18 protein-coding genes are annotated in these 18598 nt (G+C 64.2%); 9 read left to right on the forward strand and 9 right to left on the reverse strand.

Translation table 11 applies throughout. The annotated features are described in order from the left end of the window. Positions 1-45: 45 nt before the first annotated feature. The 3 genes from FB597_RS12885 (at position 46) to groL (ending at position 3302) form a co-directional block, all read left to right on the forward strand. Positions 46-987: a LysR family transcriptional regulator gene (locus FB597_RS12885; protein ID WP_144769761.1), complete on the forward strand. Its 942-nt coding sequence runs from the start codon at positions 46-48 to the stop codon at positions 985-987. 261 nt (positions 988-1248) lie between these two features. Beyond that, positions 1249-1539, forward strand: coding sequence for a co-chaperone GroES (gene groES, locus FB597_RS12890; RefSeq protein WP_008115200.1), 291 nt, complete (start codon positions 1249-1251; stop codon positions 1537-1539). Positions 1540-1652: 113 nt separating this feature from the next. Next, the gene (gene groL / locus FB597_RS12895; protein ID WP_144769762.1) at positions 1653-3302 is read left to right on the forward strand and encodes a chaperonin GroEL; all 1650 of its coding nucleotides are present in this window, start codon (positions 1653-1655) and stop codon (positions 3300-3302) included. A 112-nt stretch (positions 3303-3414) separates the two neighbouring features. Here groL and FB597_RS12900 read toward each other — a convergent pair whose 3' ends face one another. The 6 genes from FB597_RS12900 to FB597_RS12925 form a co-directional block, all read right to left on the reverse strand. Next, entirely contained in the window at positions 3415-3840 is a 426-nt protein-coding gene (locus FB597_RS12900) for a DUF6691 family protein (protein WP_144769763.1), read from the reverse strand. Between the two features lies 1 nt (position 3841). Further along, entirely contained in the window at positions 3842-4276 is a 435-nt protein-coding gene (locus FB597_RS12905; protein ID WP_144769764.1) for a YeeE/YedE family protein, read from the reverse strand. Between the two features lie 237 nt (positions 4277-4513). After that, positions 4514-5704: a porin gene (locus FB597_RS12910; RefSeq protein WP_144769765.1), complete on the reverse strand. Its 1191-nt coding sequence runs from the start codon at positions 5702-5704 to the stop codon at positions 4514-4516. 485 nt (positions 5705-6189) lie between these two features. Further along, positions 6190-6444: a type II toxin-antitoxin system YoeB family toxin gene (locus FB597_RS12915; protein WP_144769766.1), complete on the reverse strand. Its 255-nt coding sequence runs from the start codon at positions 6442-6444 to the stop codon at positions 6190-6192. Continuing rightward, positions 6441-6683, reverse strand: a complete 243-nt coding sequence (locus FB597_RS12920; protein ID WP_141913475.1) for a type II toxin-antitoxin system Phd/YefM family antitoxin — start codon at positions 6681-6683, stop codon at positions 6441-6443. Before FB597_RS12920 ends, FB597_RS12915 begins: the two co-directional genes overlap by 4 nt. An 80-nt stretch (positions 6684-6763) precedes the next feature. Beyond that, a complete protein-coding gene (locus FB597_RS12925) occupies positions 6764-7153 on the reverse strand; it encodes a DUF4148 domain-containing protein (RefSeq protein WP_141913476.1) in 390 nt (129 codons plus the stop codon). Between the two features lie 670 nt (positions 7154-7823). Between FB597_RS12925 and FB597_RS12930 the strand changes: the two genes are divergently transcribed. The 3 genes from FB597_RS12930 (at position 7824) to FB597_RS12940 (ending at position 10390) form a co-directional block, all read left to right on the forward strand. Next, positions 7824-8873, forward strand: coding sequence for a methionine ABC transporter ATP-binding protein (locus FB597_RS12930; protein WP_141913477.1), 1050 nt, complete (start codon positions 7824-7826; stop codon positions 8871-8873). After that, complete coding sequence (locus FB597_RS12935) at positions 8863-9516, forward strand: methionine ABC transporter permease (RefSeq protein ID WP_141913478.1); 654 nt, start codon at positions 8863-8865, stop codon at positions 9514-9516. The genes FB597_RS12930 and FB597_RS12935 overlap by 11 nt, the downstream gene beginning before the upstream one ends. Before the next feature lie 73 nt (positions 9517-9589). Next, positions 9590-10390: a MetQ/NlpA family ABC transporter substrate-binding protein gene (locus FB597_RS12940; RefSeq protein ID WP_144769767.1), complete on the forward strand. Its 801-nt coding sequence runs from the start codon at positions 9590-9592 to the stop codon at positions 10388-10390. Positions 10391-10500: 110 nt separating this feature from the next. Here the strand turns inward: FB597_RS12940 and ylqF are convergent, their stop codons facing one another. Both ylqF and FB597_RS12950 read right to left on the reverse strand, forming a co-directional pair. Further along, positions 10501-11460 carry a ribosome biogenesis GTPase YlqF gene (gene ylqF, locus FB597_RS12945; protein WP_141913480.1) on the reverse strand — a complete coding sequence of 320 codons (960 nt, stop codon included), beginning with the start codon at positions 11458-11460 and terminating at the stop codon, positions 10501-10503. A gap of 122 nt (positions 11461-11582) precedes the next feature. Then, a complete protein-coding gene (locus FB597_RS12950; RefSeq protein ID WP_141913481.1) occupies positions 11583-13004 on the reverse strand; it encodes an MFS transporter in 1422 nt (473 codons plus the stop codon). 141 nt (positions 13005-13145) lie between these two features. On the opposite strand from FB597_RS12950, the gene FB597_RS12955 reads away from it, so the two are divergent. Further along, the gene (locus FB597_RS12955) at positions 13146-14012 is read left to right on the forward strand and encodes a LysR family transcriptional regulator (RefSeq protein ID WP_144769844.1); all 867 of its coding nucleotides are present in this window, start codon (positions 13146-13148) and stop codon (positions 14010-14012) included. Positions 14013-14038: 26 nt separating this feature from the next. Here the strand turns inward: FB597_RS12955 and FB597_RS12960 are convergent, their stop codons facing one another. After that, positions 14039-14980 carry a histone deacetylase family protein gene (locus FB597_RS12960; RefSeq protein ID WP_144769768.1) on the reverse strand — a complete coding sequence of 314 codons (942 nt, stop codon included), beginning with the start codon at positions 14978-14980 and terminating at the stop codon, positions 14039-14041. Between the two features lie 180 nt (positions 14981-15160). Between FB597_RS12960 and mltB the strand changes: the two genes are divergently transcribed. Both mltB and FB597_RS12970 read left to right on the forward strand, forming a co-directional pair. After that, a complete protein-coding gene (mltB, locus tag FB597_RS12965) occupies positions 15161-16363 on the forward strand; it encodes a lytic murein transglycosylase B (RefSeq protein ID WP_144769769.1) in 1203 nt (400 codons plus the stop codon). 67 nt (positions 16364-16430) lie between these two features. After that, complete coding sequence (locus FB597_RS12970) at positions 16431-18596, forward strand: TonB-dependent siderophore receptor (protein ID WP_144769770.1); 2166 nt, start codon at positions 16431-16433, stop codon at positions 18594-18596. The last annotated feature ends 2 nt before the right edge of the window (positions 18597-18598 follow it).

Raw genomic sequence — 18598 nt, forward strand, 5'->3', positions numbered from 1 at the left:
TTTGGCGCTTGGCGGCAAACACTGCATTTATTTAGGATGGAACATATGTCCGAACCCGACCTCAACCTGCTCATCGCCCTGGATGCCTTGCTGACCGAAGAAAGCGTGGCCGGCGCCGCGCGCCGCCTGGGACTGAGCGCCTCGGCCATGAGCCGCACGCTGGCCCGGCTGCGCGCGGAAGCCGACGACCCCTTGCTGGTTCGGGCCGGACGCCGCATGGTGCTCACTCCCTGCGCCGAAGCCTTGCGCGAGCGCGCGCGCAACGTGGTGCACGAAGCGCGGTCGGTACTGCGCCCGGCCGCGCCGGAGCCGGACCTGGCGACGCTGCGGCGCACCTTCACCATCCGCGCCAACGAAGGCTTCGTCGAAGCCCTGGGCGCGCGCCTGATCGGCGCGGTCAATGCCGAAGCGCCGCTGGTGCGACTATATTTCGCGCCCAAGGTCGACAAGAGTCCCAACTATCTGAGGGAAGGAACGGCTGACCTGGAAATCGGCGTAGTCAGCGACATGGGGCCGGAAGTACGTATACAGGCGCTGTATCGCGACCACTTCGTCGGCGTGGTGCGCAGCGGCCACCCGCTGGCGAAAGGCAAGATGAGTCTGCTGCGCTACGTCAAATTCGGCCATGTCGCGGCTTCGCGGCACGGGCGCACCGACGGACCGGTCGATGCAGCCCTGGCCGCGGCCGGCGTGGAACGCCAGGTGCTGGCCATGGTGCCGAGCTTCCCGGCCGCGCTGGCCGTGGCACGCGGCTCGGACCTGGTGGCGCTGGTGCCGGCCTCCTACCTGGCCGCCGAACGCCTGGTCAACACCTTCGTCTTCGAACTGCCGGTGGCCACCGGGCAGATCACCATTTCGCAGATGTGGCATCCGCGGCTGGAGCTCGATCCCGCGCACCGGTGGTTGCGCGAGGTGGTGCGCCAGGTATGCGGCGAAGCCCGGTCGGAGCAAATTGAAGCCAGGCCGTCATCCACAGAAACCGGCTAAGTCATTGATTTCAGGCAACTCTATCTTCCATCATCTTCCCTGCGGCCAGCATTTTTCGGTGCTGGAGGGGCGAAGTCAGCAACCCCGCCTTGAAAATTCCCCCCTCCGTCCCTATACTTAGCACTCGTCACGGGAGAGTGCTAACAATCCTCCCTGGCTGATACCCCTTTTTCATGCGGTGACGTTTGCTGCATTTGGAAGAAAAACCATTGCAGCCATTGCCGCAATCAAGACCAACTTATTGAATTTTAAGGAGTTCTCATGAATCTTCGCCCTTTGCACGATCGCGTTATCGTCAAGCGCCTCGACCAGGAAACCAAGACCGCTTCCGGTATCGTTCTGCCTGATGCAGCGACCGAAAAGCCTGACCAGGGTGAAGTCCTGGCTGTTGGCAACGGCAAGATCCTGGAAGACGGCAAGGTTCGCCAACTGGCCGTGAAGGTCGGCGACCGCGTCCTGTTCGGCAAGTATTCCGGCCAGGCTGTGAAGATCGATGGCCAGGAACTGCTGGTCATGCGCGAAGAAGACCTGTTCGCCGTCGTCGAGAAGTAATTCCCGGCCCGGGCAGCCGCCAGGCTGCCGCACAGGTAGTGCAGATGCACCGGCCGCCCAGGCGGCGGCCACCACGGTGAAACGAATTCAACCGAATTTCTGGAGAATCCAACATGGCAGCAAAGCAAGTTATTTTCGGCGATGAAGCACGCGCCAAGATCGTCAACGGCGTCAACATCCTGGCTAACGCAGTCAAGGTGACCCTGGGCCCCAAGGGCCGTAACGTGGTTCTGGAGCGCAGCTTCGGCGCCCCGACCGTGACCAAGGACGGCGTTTCCGTCGCCAAGGAAATCGAACTGAAGGACAAGCTGGAAAACATGGGTGCCCAGCTGGTCAAGGAAGTCGCTTCCAAGACCTCCGACAACGCCGGTGACGGCACCACCACCGCTACCGTGCTGGCCCAGGCGATCGTTCGCGAAGGCTTCAAGTACGTTGCGGCAGGCTTCAACCCGACCGACCTCAAGCGCGGCATCGACAAGGCTGTCACCGCCATCGTCGGCGAAGTCAAGAACCTGGCCAAGCCCACCACCACCAGCAAGGAAATCGCCCAGGTCGGTTCGATCTCGGCCAACTCCGACCAGGACATCGGCGACATCATCGCCAAGGCCATGGACAAGGTCGGCAAGGAAGGCGTAATCACCGTTGAAGACGGCAAGTCGCTGGAAAACGAACTGGAAATCGTCGAAGGCATGCAATTCGACCGCGGCTACCTGTCGCCGTACTTCATCAACAACCAGGAAAAGCAAGTTGTCGCCCTGGACAACCCGTTCATCCTGCTGTTCGACAAGAAGGTTTCCAACATCCGCGACCTGCTGCCGGTGCTGGAACAAGTCGCCAAGGCTGGCCGTCCGCTGCTGATCATCGCTGAAGATGTCGAAGGCGAAGCGCTGGCAACCCTGGTGGTCAACAACATCCGCGGCATCCTGAAGACCGCCGCTGTCAAGGCTCCTGGCTTCGGCGACCGTCGCAAGGCCATGCTGGAAGACATCGCCATCCTGACCGGCGGCCAAGTGATCGCCGAAGAAGTCGGCCTGACCCTGGAAAAGGCTACCCTGGCTGAACTGGGCCAAGCCAAGCGCGTTGAAATCGGCAAGGAAAACACCACCATCATCGACGGCGCCGGCGATGCTACCGGCATCGAGGCACGCGTCAAGCAAATCCGCGCGCAAATCGAAGAAGCCACTTCCGACTACGACCGTGAAAAGCTGCAAGAGCGCGTGGCCAAGCTGGCCGGCGGTGTTGCACTGATCAAGGTTGGCGCTGCCACCGAAGTCGAAATGAAGGAAAAGAAGGCCCGCGTCGAAGATGCGCTGCACGCAACCCGCGCAGCCGTTGAAGAAGGCGTTGTGCCTGGCGGCGGCGTGGCCCTGCTGCGCGCCCGCGCCAACATCAAGAACCTGAAGGGCGACACTCCCGACCAGGAAGCCGGCATCAAGATCGTCCTGCGCGCTATCGAAGAACCGCTGCGCCAGATCGTGTTCAACGCCGGCGATGAACCTTCGGTGGTCATCAACAAGGTGCTGGAAGGCACCGGCAACTTCGGCTACAACGCGTCCAACGGCACCTACGGTGACCTGGTTGAACTGGGCGTGCTGGATCCGGCCAAGGTGACCCGTTCGGCCCTGCAGAACGCCGCTTCCGTGGCAGCCCTGATCCTGACCACCGACGCACTGGTGGCAGAAGTGGCTGAAGACAAGCCGGCCGGCATGCCTGGCGGCATGGGTGGTATGGGCGGCATGGGCGGTATGGACGGCATGATGTAATTGCCGTCGGCCCGCTGGCCGTCGCCCCGTGCGGCGGCCGACGACCGAAAAAAATCCCCGCAGCGGCAACGCTGCGGGGATTTTTGTTTTCAACGGCCCGGCTGACTCTGTTCTAATGCCGGCGCGCTTCCAGCCATTCAAAGACCAGCATCCCGGCCAGCATGGCCAGCACGAAGGCGATCGCCTTGCCCTCCCCCATGCCCAGCGCCACCAATGCCGGCCCCGGACAAAAACCGGCCACGCCCCAGCCGATGCCGAACAGCGCGCTGCCCGCCGGCAGGCGCGGCGTGATGCCGGCAGCCGCAGGCAGTTGCATGGGCAAGCCCAGCCAGGACGACTTGCGCCGGCGCGCCGCGGCGAAGGCGAACACGCCCACGCCGATGGCGCCGATCATGACGAAAGCCAGCGAGGGATCCCAGTGGCCGGCGAGATCGAGGAAGCCCAGCACCTTGGCCGGATCGGCCATGCCGGACAACATCAGGCCGAGCCCGAACAGCAAACCGCTGGCGAAGCAAACGAGGATGGCAGGCGCACGCATGTCAGCCTCCCAGGACATGCCGTAGCACGAACACGGTGACGAACCCCGCCGCCATGAAAGTCGCCGTGGCCGCGATGGAGCGCAGCGCCCCGCGCGATATCCCGCACACGCCATGGCCGCTGGTGCAACCGCCGGCATAGCGCGTGCCCAGTCCGACCATGAATCCGGCCGCGATCACCGCCGGCCAGCCGGCATCGATATGCAACGGCGCCTGCCAGCCCAGGGCCGCTGCCGCCAGCGGCGCGGCCACCAGTCCGGCGATGAAGGCCGCGCGCCATGAGCGTTCGCCGGCCCCCGCCCGCAACCAGCCGCCGAGAATGCCGCTGATGCCGGCGATGCGGCCGTTGAGCAGGATCAAGGCCGCCGCTGCCAGGCCGATGGCGATGCCGCCGGCCAGCGAGAATGCCGGCGTGAAATGCGCCCAGTCGATATGCATGGGAAGTCCCCGGAGTTGGATCAGACTGACATTATAGGAAGCCGCACAAGCCGTGGCCCAAAACGCAAAAAGCCCGCGTCCCAAAAGGAACGCGGGCCGTGCAGGCCATCCGCCGGGGAAAGCTTGGGGCGCTGCGGGCACTGCGGATACTACAGGGAGTCGTCGACGGCGCCGCATCCGCTTGCAGCGGTGGAGGCGGCGCCGTGGCTGGCTCATCTCGCGCTCATGCGCGCATCATCAGAAGTTGTGGATGATGCCGGCGTTGAACGCGTTCTGGCTGCTGTCCGAACCAGGAGCCTGGCCGTTGGTCACGCCCGGGCTGTAGGTGTCGGAAGCGCGCAGGTTGCGGTAGATCGCGTACAGGCTGGTGCGCTTGGAGAGTGCGTACTTGGCGCCCAGGTTCAACTGGATCAGGCGGCCGTTGGACGCATTGACGAAGTCGGCGCGGGTGTACTGCACGCTGCCCAGCAGCGACAGCGCAGGGCTCAGGCCGTAGTTGACGCCGACGTCGAAGATGTCGTTCTTCTCGTTGTTGACGCCGCCCACCAGGTATTGGCCGGTGGAATCAGCCGTATAGCTGGCGGCCGACGCTGCGGAGAACGAGGAAGCCGAACCGCCGGTGGCCAGCGGCAGCTTCACGCGCGACCACGAACCGTATACCTTGGCCGGGCCGAACTGGTAGGAAGTGGCCAGGGTCCAGGTCTTCAGGCAAGTGTCGCCCGAGGAACCGGCGCCGTTGGTGCATGTGGTGGCGTTGCTGGAGTTGACGTCGCTGGAGGCCACGGTGCCGGCCTTCTTGGCCTGGAAGTACGACACGCCGACATTGAACGGGCCGTTGGAGTAGGCGCCGCCGATGCCGAAGGACTGGCCGGAGGTGTTCTCGCCGGCCTGCTCGCCGAAGCCGTAGATCAGGCTGCCGTAGAAGCCGTTGACGTTGGGGGTGTTATAGCGGATCGAGTTGTTGACGCGTTCGCCGTTGGTGCGGTCCAGGTCGCGTGCGTGGACCTGGCTGACCATGCCGCCGAAGTCGTTGACCGAGGTGAAGGCGGCGATGTCGTCGGTGAAGTCCTTCTGGCGGCCCAGCAGCACGGCGCCGAAGTTGCCCGACAGACCGACGGTGGCGGTGCGGCCGAACAGGGTGTTACCTTGGGCGGCGGCGCCGTTATCCAGCGTGAAGCCGTTTTCCAGGTTGAACAGCGCCTTCAAGCCGCCGCCCAGGTCTTCGCTGCCCTTGAAGCCGATGCGCGAACCCTTGATCGCACCGGAGTCGATGCCGGTGCGGTTGCCGTTGCCGGTACCGGTGGTTGCCACCTTGCTGTTGTACGACAGGCTGGCGTCGATGATGCCGTAGATGGTGACCGAGCTTTGCGCATGTGCGGCACCGGCGAAGGCGCCCAGCATTGCCAGTGCCAAGAGGGACTTTTTCATAGGAACTCCAAAAGTTGTTGAATTGCTATTTGATTATTGGTGGTTCCGCTACCTGTCCAGACAGGGAAGACACCCAGGCTTCCAGAAAGAAACATCAAGAAGACTTAATTTATTTAATCAAAATTTATTTCCACAAACAATTTAACTTTTTATTTTTCTTGTTTTTTGTATTGTTAATGTCTCTTTATTGCAACTATAAAGCAACATGACAATGCAAACAAAAAATGCCGACTCGCGATTCATTCGGCAGGATGAAACCAAGAAACGATGCAAATAAACAACATCTTATTTCTCGTTCCCGCACAGAACGCGGTCGGCAAAAACCTGCGGCACACGGCAGGCGCAAGGAAAACGCCAACCGTCCCGCAGGAGGACAAGCCTGGAGAATGGGCCTCTCTCACATGAACACCCGGCCCCGGCCAGCGCACGCAGTCGATACTGCGCACGGCCGCTCCAGCCCGTCGCAAAGCACCCGTATCAGCGGTTCAGTAGTGGAACCGGCACTGGTGCACGACGATACGGTCGCGCAGGCGCTCGAATACCAGACGATGCTCGGATGACAGGCGCACCGAGTTCAGCCCCGGCAAGCGCAACGGCAAGACCGCCACCTGCTGCGCCGGCAGATTGGCGCCATCGCGCAGGCTGCGCAGCAAGCGGGTGATGCGCCGCGCCAATTCGCTGTCCTGGCGGCGCCAGAAGGCGAAGTCTTCCTGTGCCAATGGGGTCATCAGCAGTTTCATTCGACCTCCGGCTCGGACAGCAAGTCGGCGCGCAACTGCTGCAGGCTGCGCAGCAGGCGGTCGGAATTGATATCGGTGGCGAACAGGTGGGCCGTGTCCTGCATGGCCCGCCAGACCGATTCCTTGACGATGACCAGGTTCTCGCCGCTGTCGCGGGTGATGACGACTTCATCGATATCGGCCAGCTCGATGAGCTCGGAAAGCCGGCTGGCCAGTTGCTTGGCGCTGAAGGAATACATGGGATCCTCTTGTTGCAATGAACGTCAAGCGCACAGGCGGCGCGCGCAATGCGCGCTCTCGCGCCGCCCGGAGCGATCCATCAATAGCCGCGGTAGAGGCCCTGCGGATCGGGATGCTTCTGGTATTCGACCAGTTCGGCCTGCACTTGCGCGCGGCTCTTGGTGGAGACGAATGCCGGCAGCTTCGGGTAGTCGGCGTCGCCGACCGTGACCAGGCCCTGGGCATTGGCCACTTTCAATTCTTCGATCACTTGCGCACGGGTCTTGGTGGAAACGAAAGCGGGCAGCCTGGGGTAGTCGTAGTCGCTCACGGTCAGGGTGCCATCGGCACGGGCCTGCTTGAGTTCTTCGATAACCTGGGCGCGGGTCTTGCCTTGCACGTTCTGGGCTTGGACCGAAACGTTTTGCGCCAGCACGGCGCCGCTTGTGGCGGCCAGTGCGAGGGCGATGAGGAGATGACGGGTATTCATGATGTGCTTTCTTACTTTCTTTCAGACGGCTTGATGCAAATTTGGTCTTGTTCTGCGCCTCGCTGCATTTGCATGAATCGGCATAAGGCGCCGGTAGCGCCGGAAGAATCTGGCTGCCTTCCGGGCCGCACATGCACTTTAATCTTTACCAAAACATTGAAAAATGCCGTCGTCTGCAAGTGATAATTTCAAGAAAAGAAATAATTAAGGTATTGACGCACCTGGCTCGCGTTTGGGGAGGGCCGGAGCCGGTGGAGATGGGGAAGCCTGAAAAGAAGCAAGCAATCCAGTCAATGGACGAGAAGGCGGAACGAGGCCGCAAAGACCGGTACGGCGAGGGCAATCGCCGGCATCGTCGCCCCCCGCATCATTGACGGGATGCAATCTCGCCGCATGGAAAAATGCCCTCCCCCGGCGTTGCCCGGTGCCGCGCAAACCCATGCGCGGCCTGCTCTTTGGGGGGCGTCGTAAGACGCCTGGGTTATATGCATAAGCGAAAATTTATTTTCCCCTTATAACCCCGCCGCCTTAAAATAGCGGCTTCTTATAAAAATATCGATGGCAGTGGAGACTTGTGGTTTTGTCCCCGCCTGCGGCGTCTTCCTGAACAGCGAAGGCTCCCATGGCGGCGGGTCGGAAGCACGGGCCCGCTGCCATTTCTATTCCCATCATGATCGAAATCCAAGCTGTTACCCAGCGCTTTGGCAGTGTCGAGGCGGTGCGCAATGTCGATCTGTCGATCCGCAAGGGCGAAGTCTTCGGCATCATCGGCCGCAGCGGCGCCGGCAAAAGCACCCTGGTGCGCACCCTGAACCTGCTCAACCGCCCCACTTCCGGCCGCATCCTGCTCGACGGCCAAGACCTGACCGCCCTCTCCGCGCAACAATTGCGCGAGGCGCGCCGCGGCATCGGCATGATCTTCCAGCACTTCAACCTGCTTTCTTCGCGCACGGTGTACGACAACATCGCGCTGCCGCTGGAGCTGGCCGGCAAATCCAAGGCCGAGATCGCGCAGAAGGTCGAGCCGCTGCTGGAACTGGTCGGCCTGTCGGCGCTGAAGGACCGCTATCCGGCGCAGATCTCGGGCGGCCAGAAACAGCGCGTGGGCATCGCCCGCGCCCTGGCCAACGATCCCAAGGTGTTGCTGTCGGACGAAGCCACGTCGGCGCTGGACCCGGAAACCACCCGTTCGATCCTGGAGCTGCTGCGCAAGATCAACCAGGAACTGGGCCTGACCATCGTGCTGATCACCCACCAGATGGAAGTGATCAAGGTCATCTGCGACCGCGTGGCGGTGATGGAAGCCGGCCAGGTGATCGAACAGGGCGAGGTGCTGGATGTATTCCGCCAGCCCAAGCATGAAGTCACACGCGCCCTGATCGGCGACGTGATCGCCCATGAGCTGCCCAAGGGCGTGGTGGAGCGCCTGCGCGCGCGCCTGGCCAAGGCCGAAGCGGAAAATGACGCCACCAAGGGCACCGACCACCTGTTCCGCTTCGCCTTCACCGGTTCGGGCGTGGACCAGCCTCACCTGTCGGAAGCGGTGCGCCGCTACAGCCTGGACTTCAACATCCTGCACGGCCAGATCGACGAGATCCAGGGCCAGGCCTTCGGCTCGCTGGCGATCCTCGCCAACGGCACCCAGGAAAACATCAACAATGCAATGCAATACCTGCGCTCGCAGGGCGTCGTCGTGGAGGAGCTGAACCATGTCATCTGAATTGATCGATCTGTTTATCAGCTCCTTCGGCGAAACCCTGATGATGGTCGGCATCTCGGGCGTGCTGGGTTCGGTGCTGGGCGTGCCGCTGGGCATCGCCCTGCACCTGACCGACCGCAACGGCATCCTGCCCAACGCGGCCTTCAACCGCATCGCCGGCCTCCTGGTCAACGCGGTGCGTTCGACGCCTTTCATCATTTTGCTGGTGGCGGTGATCCCGTTCACGCGCTTTTTCGTCGGCACCTCGATCGGCACCGCCGCGGCCATCGTGCCGCTGACGATTGCCGCCGCGCCCTTCATCGCGCGCCTGGTCGAGTCGGCCCTGCGCGAAGTCGACCGCGGCCTGGTGGAAGCGGCCCAAGCCATGGGTGCGACCACCGGGCAAATCATTTACAAGGTATTGGTGCCCGAGGCGTTTGCTGGTATCGTCGCCGGTCTCACGATCACCTTCGTCAGCCTGGTCGGCTATTCGGCCATGGCCGGCGCGATCGGCGGCGGCGGCCTGGGCGACCTGGGCATCCGCTACGGCTACCAGCGCTTCCTGCCGGAAGTGATGGTGGCGGTGGTGCTGATCCTGATCGTTTTCGTGCAGCTGGTGCAGTCCCTGGGAGACCTGCTGGTGCGCAAGCTGAGCCATCGCTAAACCACAGCGCGCAGTATGGAAGACAAACCGCAGCTACCCGCTGCGATCATTAAAAAAGCTTGAAAGGAAAGTCATGAACCGTCGTCAGTTGATTCAATTCGTCGCAGGCCTGGGTATCGCTGCCAGCCTGATCTCCGCGCCCGTGCTGGCGCAGGACAAGCCGATCAAGATCGGCGTGACCGCCGGCCCGCACGCCGAGATCATGGAACAGGTCAAGAAGCTGGCCGAGAAGGATGGCCTGAAGCTGCAGATCATCGAATTCACCGACTACATCCAGCCCAATGCGGCGCTGGCCGGCGGCGACCTGGATGCCAACTCCTACCAGCACCAGCCCTACCTGGACGCCCAGATCAAGGATCGCGGCTACAAGTTCGTGAGCGTGGGCACCACCATCACCTTCCCGATGGGCGTGTACTCCAAGAAGATCAAGTCGCTGGATGAACTCAAGCAAGGCGCCCGCGTCGGCGTGCCCAACGACCCGACCAACGGCGGCCGCGCGCTGCTGGTGCTGCAAGCCAAGGGCGTGATCAAGCTCAAGGCCGACGCCGGCCTGAAGGCAACCCCGCTGGACATCGTCGAGAACCCGAAGAAGGTCAAGATCATCGAACTGGACGCCGCCCAGCTGCCGCGCTCGCTGGATGACTTCGACGCCGCCGTGATCAACGGCAACTTCGCCGAATCGGCCGGCCTGTCGCCGACCAAGGACGCCATCGCCGTGGAAGCCTCGACCGGCCCCTACGCCAACGTGCTGGCCATCCGCACCGCCGACAAGGACAAGCCCTGGGTCTCCAAGCTGGTCAAGGCTTACCACAGCCCGGAAGTGAAGAAGTTCGTGCTGGAAAAGTACAAGGGTTCGGTGATCACCTCGTGGTAATCAGTCACCAGGTAATCGGGTAATCGCTTAAAGCGTCCGGCGCTGCCGGACGCCCATGAAAAAAAGCCACCAAGGTGGCTTTTTTTCATGGGGCGACGCTCAGGCCTGATCTAATCGCGGCTGCCGCGAGGATCCGGCGCGTTGCGCCAGTCGTATTCTTCCTCTTCATCCTCGTCGTCTTCCGACAGCGCATCGGGATTGTCGGTGGGCTGGTAGCTGGCCAGCAGTTCGGCGCGCGAGGCCGGCGTTTCCAGCGAGATGCGGCCGAGCGCGCCGCTGCGGTAGTCCTGCAGGAAGGTATGCGCGGCCTTTTCGAAATCGTAGTCGCCGCCCTTGAGGCGGAAACCGCGCTTGGCCGCCACCCCCTCGATCACCGCCACGCCATCCATGCCCTCGGTCTGGAAGCCGTAGCGCGCCTTGAGCAGTTGCGCATAGCGCTGCAGCAGCAGGTCGGCCAGGAAGGTCGCGACCTCTTCCTCGATCAGCGCGTTGCTGCCCACCGCATGGCTGGCGGCCAGCATCAGGCCGTCGCTGGGGTGTTCGATCTTGGGCCACAGCATGCCGGGGGTATCGATCAGCACCATGTTGTTGCCCAGGTAGAGGCGCTGCTGGGTCTTGGTCACGGCCGGCTCGTCGCCCACCGCGGCCACGCGCTTTTTCAGCAGCGCGTTCATCAGCGTGGACTTGCCGACGTTGGGGATGCCCATGATCATCATGCGCAGCGGCTTGAGCACGGTGCCGCGGTGCGGCGCCACCTGCAGCGCCAGCTTGGGCACACGCGCCACGTCGGACGGCTTCTTGCACGACAGCGCCACCGCGGTGACGCCCTTCTGGCTGTTGTAGTGGTTGATCCAGGCCTGGGTCGCGGCCGGGTCGGCCATGTCGGTCTTGTTGAGGATCTTCAGGCAGGGCCGCTGGCGGGCGTTGCGCAGCTGCTCGATCATCGGGTTGCAGCTGGCCTGGGGCAAGCGGGCATCGACCACTTCGATGACCAGGTCGACCTTCTCCATTGCCTCGGCCGCCTTCTTGCGGGCGGCGTTCATGTGGCCAGGGAACCATTGGATGGACATGCGGATTCTTCTTTCTTGCACTTGAGTGATAAGCCGCTATTTTACGGCTTGCGCGCACCCAGCCCCCAAAAAAGAACCCGCCGCGCAACAGATGCGGGCGGGTTTCCCGGCAAACGCGGCGTTCAGGCGCCGCGTGCGGCCAATTCCTTTCCGACAACCCCGACAAAGCGCCAGACCAGCCACAGCGCCAGCGCGTAAGCCGCCGCCATCATGCCGAAGGCCAGCGGATTGCGTACGCCCCAGCCGTCGAAGGTATGCAGCACCGCCCCCATCACCGCCACGCCGACCAGCGCGCCGATCTGGCGGTTGGCGTTGAGCGCGGCGGCGGCGCTGTTGGCGTGCGCGCGTCCGGCCACCTGCATCACCACCGCGGTCATGGCCGGGATGGCGGTGCTTACCCCCAGGTTTGCGGCCGCGCAAACCAGCGCCAGCAGCCAGTACGGCGTGGCTGGCGTGAGCCCCATGGCCAGCGCGGTAAAGACGGCGCCCGCCGACAACCCCAGCAGCAGCGGCACGCGCGGCCCCCAGTGCGCCGACATGCGGCCGGAAGTGAGGTTGCCGATGAAGATCACCGCCATCATCGGCACCAGTTGCAAACCGGTCTGCAACGCATCGGCGCCGCGTCCCTGCTGCAGGAACAGCGCCAAATAAAACAGGTTGCCGTAGACGCTGAAGTTGATCAGGAAGCCGATGCCGTTGGCGGCGGCGAACTGCGGCGTGGCGAACAGGGCCTTGGGCAGCAGCGGCGCGATGCCGCGCAGCTCATGCCGCACCAGCGCGACGGCCGCCAGCAGCGTGAGCGCCATGCCGGCGATGATGCGCGCCGAACCCCAGCCGTACACCGGCCCCTGGATCAGCACGAAGGACACGCCGGCCAGCATCGCCACGCCCACCACATGGCTGTAGAGGTTCAGCGCGCGCTCATGGCGCGGCGCCTGCGGGATCAGCGAACGCGCCATCAGCAGGCCGACGATGCCCACCGGCACGTTGATCAGGAACACGCTGCGCCAGCCCAGCCAGTGGATCAATACCCCGCCCAGGAGCGGGCCGACCGCGGCCGACAGGCCCACGGTGGCCGACCACACGCCCAGCATGCGGGCACGCACCCGGTCGTCCTCGTAGACGTGGCTCAACAGGCTCAGCGAACTGGGCATGAAGAACGCCGCCCCCAAACCCTGCAGCAGGCGCGCCGCCACCAGGAACGGGCCGTTGGGCGCGGCGCCGCACAGCAGCGACGCCGCCACGAACAGGAACAGGCCGGTCAGGTAGAGCCGCTTGGCGCCGAAACGGTCGGCCAGCGCGCCGCCCACCATCAGCATGGCGGCGAAGGTGAGCGTGTAGCCGTCGACGATCCACACCAGCGTGGACAATGGCGCGGCCAGGTTCTCCGAGATATTGGACAGGCCGACGTTGACCACGGTCACATCCAGCATGGCCATGACAAAGCCGATGGCCAGCGCCACCAGCGGCAGCATGCCGGCGCGGGGGGCGGGAACGACAGGAACGGCAGCGACGGCCGGGTTGGAACATTGCACGGATGACATCAGATTCTTTCGGCGATAGCGCGACATGCGCGCGATCAACGGATTGTAGGCTTCCGTCATGATGCAATAAATAGGTATAAGATCGGCACTCTGATGCAAATTTGCATGATGAACACATGGAAGGACCACATGATGGCAGCGATGGATTGGGACAATGCGCGGGTATTCCTGGCGCTTTACCGCAAGGGCACCTTGCGCGCGGCAGCCGAGCAGCTGGAGATCGACCAGGCCACGGTGGGCCGGCGCCTGGCGGCGATGGAAAAATCGCTGGCCGCGCGCCTGTTCCTGCGCACCCCCTCGGGCTACGTTCCCACGCCTGCCGGCGAACTGGCGGCCGGCGCGGCCGAGCGCATGGAGCAAGGGGCCGAGCAGCTGTTGCGCCAGATGCAAGGCATCGATGAGCGCTTGTGCGGCGTGGTGCGCCTGGCCGCCACCGACAGCGCCGCGCGCCACTTCCTGATACCGGCCCTGCACCAGCTGCGCGAGACGCATCCGAATATCCGCGTGGTGCTCTCCACCTCGACCCAGATCACCAACCTGACCAAGCGCGAAGCCGACATCGCGGTACGCACCGTTCGCCCCGACAGCCCCGACCTGATCGCGCGCCACTTGAAGCGCCTATACACCGGCATCTATGCCTCCAAGGCGTATGTGAAAAAGCGCGGCCTGCCGGAACCCGGCACCGCGCTCAAGGGGCACGACGTGGTGGCCTACCAGCGCACGCTGGCGCCGCACATGGCCGACCAGGTCTGCGGCGAATCCAGTGCCAATGCCAACATTGCGATAGAAGTGAGCAATGGCCTGATGCTGGCCGAATGCGTCGCGGCCGGCATGGGATTGGGCGAACTGCCCGACCATGTCGGCGACTCCATGCCCGGACTGGTGCGCATCTGGCCCGAGCGCAACGAGCCGTACGACATGTGGCTGGTGCTGCACAGCGACCTCAACCGCACCGCACGGGTGCGGGCGGTGGCCGATACGATCATCGCGGCTTATGAAGCGGCTTGAGGCGGCTTGAGGCGGCTTGAGCCGGTTCAGTCCAGATCGGCCAGCACCTTCAGGTGGGCCACCACGCTGCGCCCCAGCGCCGACAGGTTGTAGCCGCCTTCCAGGCAGCTGACGATGCGGCCCTGCGCATGCTCCTTGGCGACCTGCATGATCTGCCGCGTCATCCACGCGTAATCCGCCTCCACCAGCCCCATCTGGCCCATGTCGTCCTCGCGGTGGGCGTCGAAACCGGCCGAGATGAAGATCATCTGCGGGCGATGCGCGTGCAGCGCCGGCAGCCATTTGTCGGTCACCAGCTGGCGCACCGCGTTGCCGTCGGTATAGGCCGGCACCGGCACGTTGACGATATGCGGCTCGGCCGGACCGCCTCCCGAGAACGGGTAGAAAGGATGCTGGAAGAAGCTCACCATCAGCACGCGGGCATCGTGCGCGAAGGCGTCCTCGGTGCCATTGCCGTGGTGCACGTCGAAATCCACCACCGCCACCCGCTCCAGCCCATGCACATCCAGCGCATGGCGCGCGGCGATGGCCACGTTGTTGAACAGGCAAAAACCCATGGCCTGGTCGGGCGTGGCATGGTGGCCAGGCGGGCGCACCGAGCAAAAGGCGTTATCCAGTTCGCCGGCCAGCACCGCGTCGGTCGCCGCCAGCGCCGCGCCGGCCGCGCGCAATGCCGCTTGCCAGCTGTGGCGGTTGAGCAGCGTGTCGCCGTCGAGGGAGTAATACGGCTCGCCCGACAATGCCAGCGCATGGCTGTGCTCGCGGATGCGGTCGACGGCGGCGGCGCTGTGGATGCGTTCGAGTTCGGCCGGGTCGGCCAATGGCGCGTCGCGGCGGTCGAGGAACTGGTCGATGCGGCTGGCGATCAGTTGGTCCTCGATGGCCTGCAGGCGGGCCGGCGTCTCGGGGTGCCAGTCTCCCATTTCATGGCGCTGGCAATCGGCGTGCGTATAGAAGGCGGTAGTCATTGTTGCTCTTGTATCCGGCAGGCAAGCCCAAGATAGCGGCTGGCCCGAACATGTCTCATGCGGCTAGTGTACATCGCGCTGCGCGGCGGCGGCTGGCCGGCCACGCACCAGTCCGGGGCGCGAGGCCCGATGCGGTATACTTCCAGGCTTGTTTCGCCCCTCCTTCCAGACTGCCGCCTCATGCCGATCACATCGCTTCGCCGCTTGCCCGTCCTGACCTCCGCCCTGCTGTTTTCCGCCTTGTGTGCCTTGCCGCCGGCCCTGCATGCCCAGTCCGCGACGCCGCCGGCCAAGCCCCAGAACAAAAGCAAGCCGGCCAAGGACAAGCAGCACGCCAAGCCAGGCGAGCGCAAGACGGCCCCCAAGGCCCAGCAGGCCAGGAAGGCCCCGGTGAAAAAAAAGGCCCTGCCGGAAGAACAGGGCGAGTTCGTCAATTTCAATGAGTGGAAGGACGTCAGGCGCTTCATCGATGAGATGGTCGAGCGCAACGGCTTCGACCGCGCCGAACTCAACAAGCTGCTGGCGCAGACGCGCTACCTCGACACCGCGATCCAGCTGATCAAGCCGGCGCCCAGCAACAAACCCAAGAACTGGGCGGCTTACCGCGCGCGCTTCATCGACCCGGTGCGCATCAACGCCGGCGTCGAGTTCTGGAACACCCATGGCGTCGCCCTGGCGCGCGCCGAGGCGCAGTACGGCGTGCCGATGGAAATCATCGTCGGCATCATCGGCGTGGAAACCGTCTACGGCCGCAACACCGGCAACTTCCGCGTAATGGATGCGATCACAACGCTGGCCTTCGACTATCCGAACACGCCCAACCGCGATGCCCGCATGGCCTTCTTCCGCGGCGAGCTGGAAAACACCCTGCTGCTGGCGCGCGACGCCCACATCGACCCGCTGTCGCTGCGCGGCTCCTACGCCGGCGCCATCGGCTGGCCCCAGTTCATGCCGGGCAGCATCCGCGAATATGCGGTCGATTTCGACGGCGACGGCAAGATCGACCTGCGCAATTCGCCGGTGGACGCCATCGGCAGCGTGGCGCACTACCTCGCCGTGCATGGCTGGCAGCGCGGCGAGCCGGTGGCGTTCCCGGCCACGGTGTCGTCCGACAACCGCCAGTGGGAAGGCCTGCTGAACCAGGGCCTGGAAGCCAAATACACCGAAGAGCAACTGCAAGCCGCCGGCGCGACCGTGAGCGCCCCCACGCTGCCGGCCGGCATGCGCTTCGGCCTGGTCGACCTGCAAAACGGCACCGGCCCGACCGAGTACTGGCTGGCGACCAATAACTTCTTCGCCATCACGCATTACAATCGCAGCTACTTCTACGCGATGTCGGTGGCCGAACTGGGTCGCGCCGTCGCCGCCGCGCGCAACCGCTGATCCGAATCCAGATCCGATAACAAACGGCGCCGGGCAACGTCCCCGGCGCTTCATGACCTCAGTAAAGATGAAACGTATTGCTCCTCTGGCCTCGACGCTGATGCTGACGCTGGCCGGCACTTCCCTTGGCATCTCCAGCGCCGCCCGCGCCGCCGACGGCCGCGATGAATCCGGCGACAGCCTGCCGACGGTGAACGTCACCGCCAGCGGCGCCGGCAAATCGGAAACGCGCGCCCGCTCGGCGGCCGTCGCCGGCTTCGACGACGCGCCGCTGCTCGACACCCCGGCCTCGGTATCGGTGGTCACCGGCCAGCAGATGCGCGACCAGCAGTCGCACCTGCTGTCGGACGTCATCAAGAACGATGCGTCGATCGGCGAGAACTATGCGCCGGTGGGCTATTACGAAAACTTCAGCGTGCGCGGCTTTACGCTCGATCCGGCCAGCGCCTATCGCATCGATGGCCTGACCGTGGCCGGCGAACAGACCATCGCGCTGGAGAATAAGGAGCGCGTGGAATTCCTGAAGGGCGTGGCCGGCCTGCAGGCCGGCGTGGTCGCCGCCGGCGGGCTGGTGAACTATGTCACCAAGCGCCCTGCCGACGTGCGCTCGGTGATGCTGGGCACCGACTCCAACGGTTCGCGCTACCTCGCCACCGACCTTGGCGCCCTGTTCGGCGCGCAAAAGCAGTTCGGCTTGCGCATCAATGCCGCGCACGAAGACATCCATTCGTATGTCGACCACGCCGACGGCTGGCGCGACTTCGCTTCGCTGGCGGCCTCCTGGGCCATCAGCGCCAGGACGCTGCTGCAGTTCAATGCCGAATACCAGCAAAAGTCGCAGCGCTCGGTGGCCGGCTACCAGTTGCTGGGCGGCGCTACGATCCCGTCCGGCGTGTCGCCCTCGACCATGCTCACGCCGCAATCCTGGGCGCAGCCGGTGCGCGATACCTCGCTGAACTACAACCTGCGCCTGGACACCGAATTCAACAGCGACTGGCGCGGCTACATCACGGCCGGCCGCAGCCGCGCGGTGATCGACGATTACCTGGCGTTCCCTTACGGCAGCGGCGCTTCGCCGTATTTCACGGCCAACGGCGATTTCGATGTGTACGACTATCGCAGCCCTGACGACACACGCCGCAACGATGAAGTGCAGGCCGCCGTCACCGGCAAATTCTCCACCGGCTTCCTGCGCCACGAGCTGACCGTGGGCGCGGCCATGTCGCGCCGCGTGGTGGACAAGTCCGACGGCATCAGCAGTTGGGTCGGCAGCGGCAACATCTATACCGGCACGCCCGCTCTGCCGGCCTCGACCGATACGCCGGCCCCGGCCTACCGCAACCTGGACAGCCGCCAGAAGGCCTTGTTCTTCAGCGACCGCCTGCAGTTCTCGGAACGCTGGCAAGCCATCGCCGGCGGCCGCCAGGTGTGGCTCAACGAAGATGCGTTCAACAGCGACGGCAGCATCTCCCGCCATACCGGCCGCAATATCTTCCTGCCGCAACTGGCGCTGATCTTCAAGCCGATGCACGACATGTCGATCTACGGCAGCTATGCAGAGACGCTGTCGCTGGGTACCTCGGCGCCGTTCTGGGTCAGCAATTACCCAACCACGCTGCCGCCCTCGGTGGCGCGCCAACTGGAAGCCGGCGTCAAATACGACGTCTCGCCCGACCTGAACCTGACTGCCGCAGTGTTCCGCATCCGCAAGGCCTACGAATATCAACAACCCGACAATAGCCCCTTCGGCTTCACCTACGTCCAGCAAGGCCAGCAAACCAACACCGGCATCGAACTCGGCGCCAGCGGCAAGCTCACGCCGCGCCTGCAGGTCGGCGCCAGCATGGCCGTCACCCGCGCGCGCGCCAGCGATACCGGCACCGCCGCCTACGATGGCCAGCAGGCGGTCAACGTGCCGCGCCTGCGCAGCGCGGTCTACGCCGACTATGCGGTGCCCGGCGCGGAGGGCCTGAATGTGATGGGCAGCTGGCTTTACAGCGGCAGCAAGCCGGCCACCCGCGACGGCAGCGTAAGCCTGCCGGCCGTGCACGTGTTCAACGCCGGCCTGCGCTACAAGCTGCGCCTGGCCGGACATGAGACCACGCTGCGCCTGAACGTCGACAACCTCTTCGACAAGCGCTACTGGAAGGATGCCGGCCAATACCTGGGCGACAGCTACCTGCACCTGGGCGCGCCGCGCACCGCGCGCCTGTCGCTGCAATACGATTTCTGAAC

This window comes from Herbaspirillum sp. SJZ099 (assembly GCF_007828355.1).
Taxonomy (GTDB): domain Bacteria; phylum Pseudomonadota; class Gammaproteobacteria; order Burkholderiales; family Burkholderiaceae_D; genus Herbaspirillum.

Coding starts and splice junctions, on each gene's coding strand:
- FB597_RS12885 (WP_144769761.1), top strand. CDS start 46: ATGTCCGAACCCGACCTCAACCTGCTCATCGCCCTGGATGCCTTGCTG.
- groES (WP_008115200.1), top strand. CDS start 1,249: ATGAATCTTCGCCCTTTGCACGATCGCGTTATCGTCAAGCGCCTCGAC.
- groL (WP_144769762.1), top strand. CDS start 1,653: ATGGCAGCAAAGCAAGTTATTTTCGGCGATGAAGCACGCGCCAAGATC.
- FB597_RS12900 (WP_144769763.1), bottom strand. CDS start 3,840: ATGCGTGCGCCTGCCATCCTCGTTTGCTTCGCCAGCGGTTTGCTGTTC.
- FB597_RS12905 (WP_144769764.1), bottom strand. CDS start 4,276: ATGCATATCGACTGGGCGCATTTCACGCCGGCATTCTCGCTGGCCGGC.
- FB597_RS12910 (WP_144769765.1), bottom strand. CDS start 5,704: ATGAAAAAGTCCCTCTTGGCACTGGCAATGCTGGGCGCCTTCGCCGGT.
- FB597_RS12915 (WP_144769766.1), bottom strand. CDS start 6,444: ATGAAACTGCTGATGACCCCATTGGCACAGGAAGACTTCGCCTTCTGG.
- FB597_RS12920 (WP_141913475.1), bottom strand. CDS start 6,683: ATGTATTCCTTCAGCGCCAAGCAACTGGCCAGCCGGCTTTCCGAGCTC.
- FB597_RS12925 (WP_141913476.1), bottom strand. CDS start 7,153: ATGAATACCCGTCATCTCCTCATCGCCCTCGCACTGGCCGCCACAAGC.
- FB597_RS12930 (WP_141913477.1), top strand. CDS start 7,824: ATGATCGAAATCCAAGCTGTTACCCAGCGCTTTGGCAGTGTCGAGGCG.
- FB597_RS12935 (WP_141913478.1), top strand. CDS start 8,863: ATGTCATCTGAATTGATCGATCTGTTTATCAGCTCCTTCGGCGAAACC.
- FB597_RS12940 (WP_144769767.1), top strand. CDS start 9,590: ATGAACCGTCGTCAGTTGATTCAATTCGTCGCAGGCCTGGGTATCGCT.
- ylqF (WP_141913480.1), bottom strand. CDS start 11,460: ATGTCCATCCAATGGTTCCCTGGCCACATGAACGCCGCCCGCAAGAAG.
- FB597_RS12950 (WP_141913481.1), bottom strand. CDS start 13,004: ATGTCATCCGTGCAATGTTCCAACCCGGCCGTCGCTGCCGTTCCTGTC.
- FB597_RS12955 (WP_144769844.1), top strand. CDS start 13,146: ATGGATTGGGACAATGCGCGGGTATTCCTGGCGCTTTACCGCAAGGGC.
- FB597_RS12960 (WP_144769768.1), bottom strand. CDS start 14,980: ATGACTACCGCCTTCTATACGCACGCCGATTGCCAGCGCCATGAAATG.
- mltB (WP_144769769.1), top strand. CDS start 15,161: ATGCCGATCACATCGCTTCGCCGCTTGCCCGTCCTGACCTCCGCCCTG.
- FB597_RS12970 (WP_144769770.1), top strand. CDS start 16,431: ATGAAACGTATTGCTCCTCTGGCCTCGACGCTGATGCTGACGCTGGCC.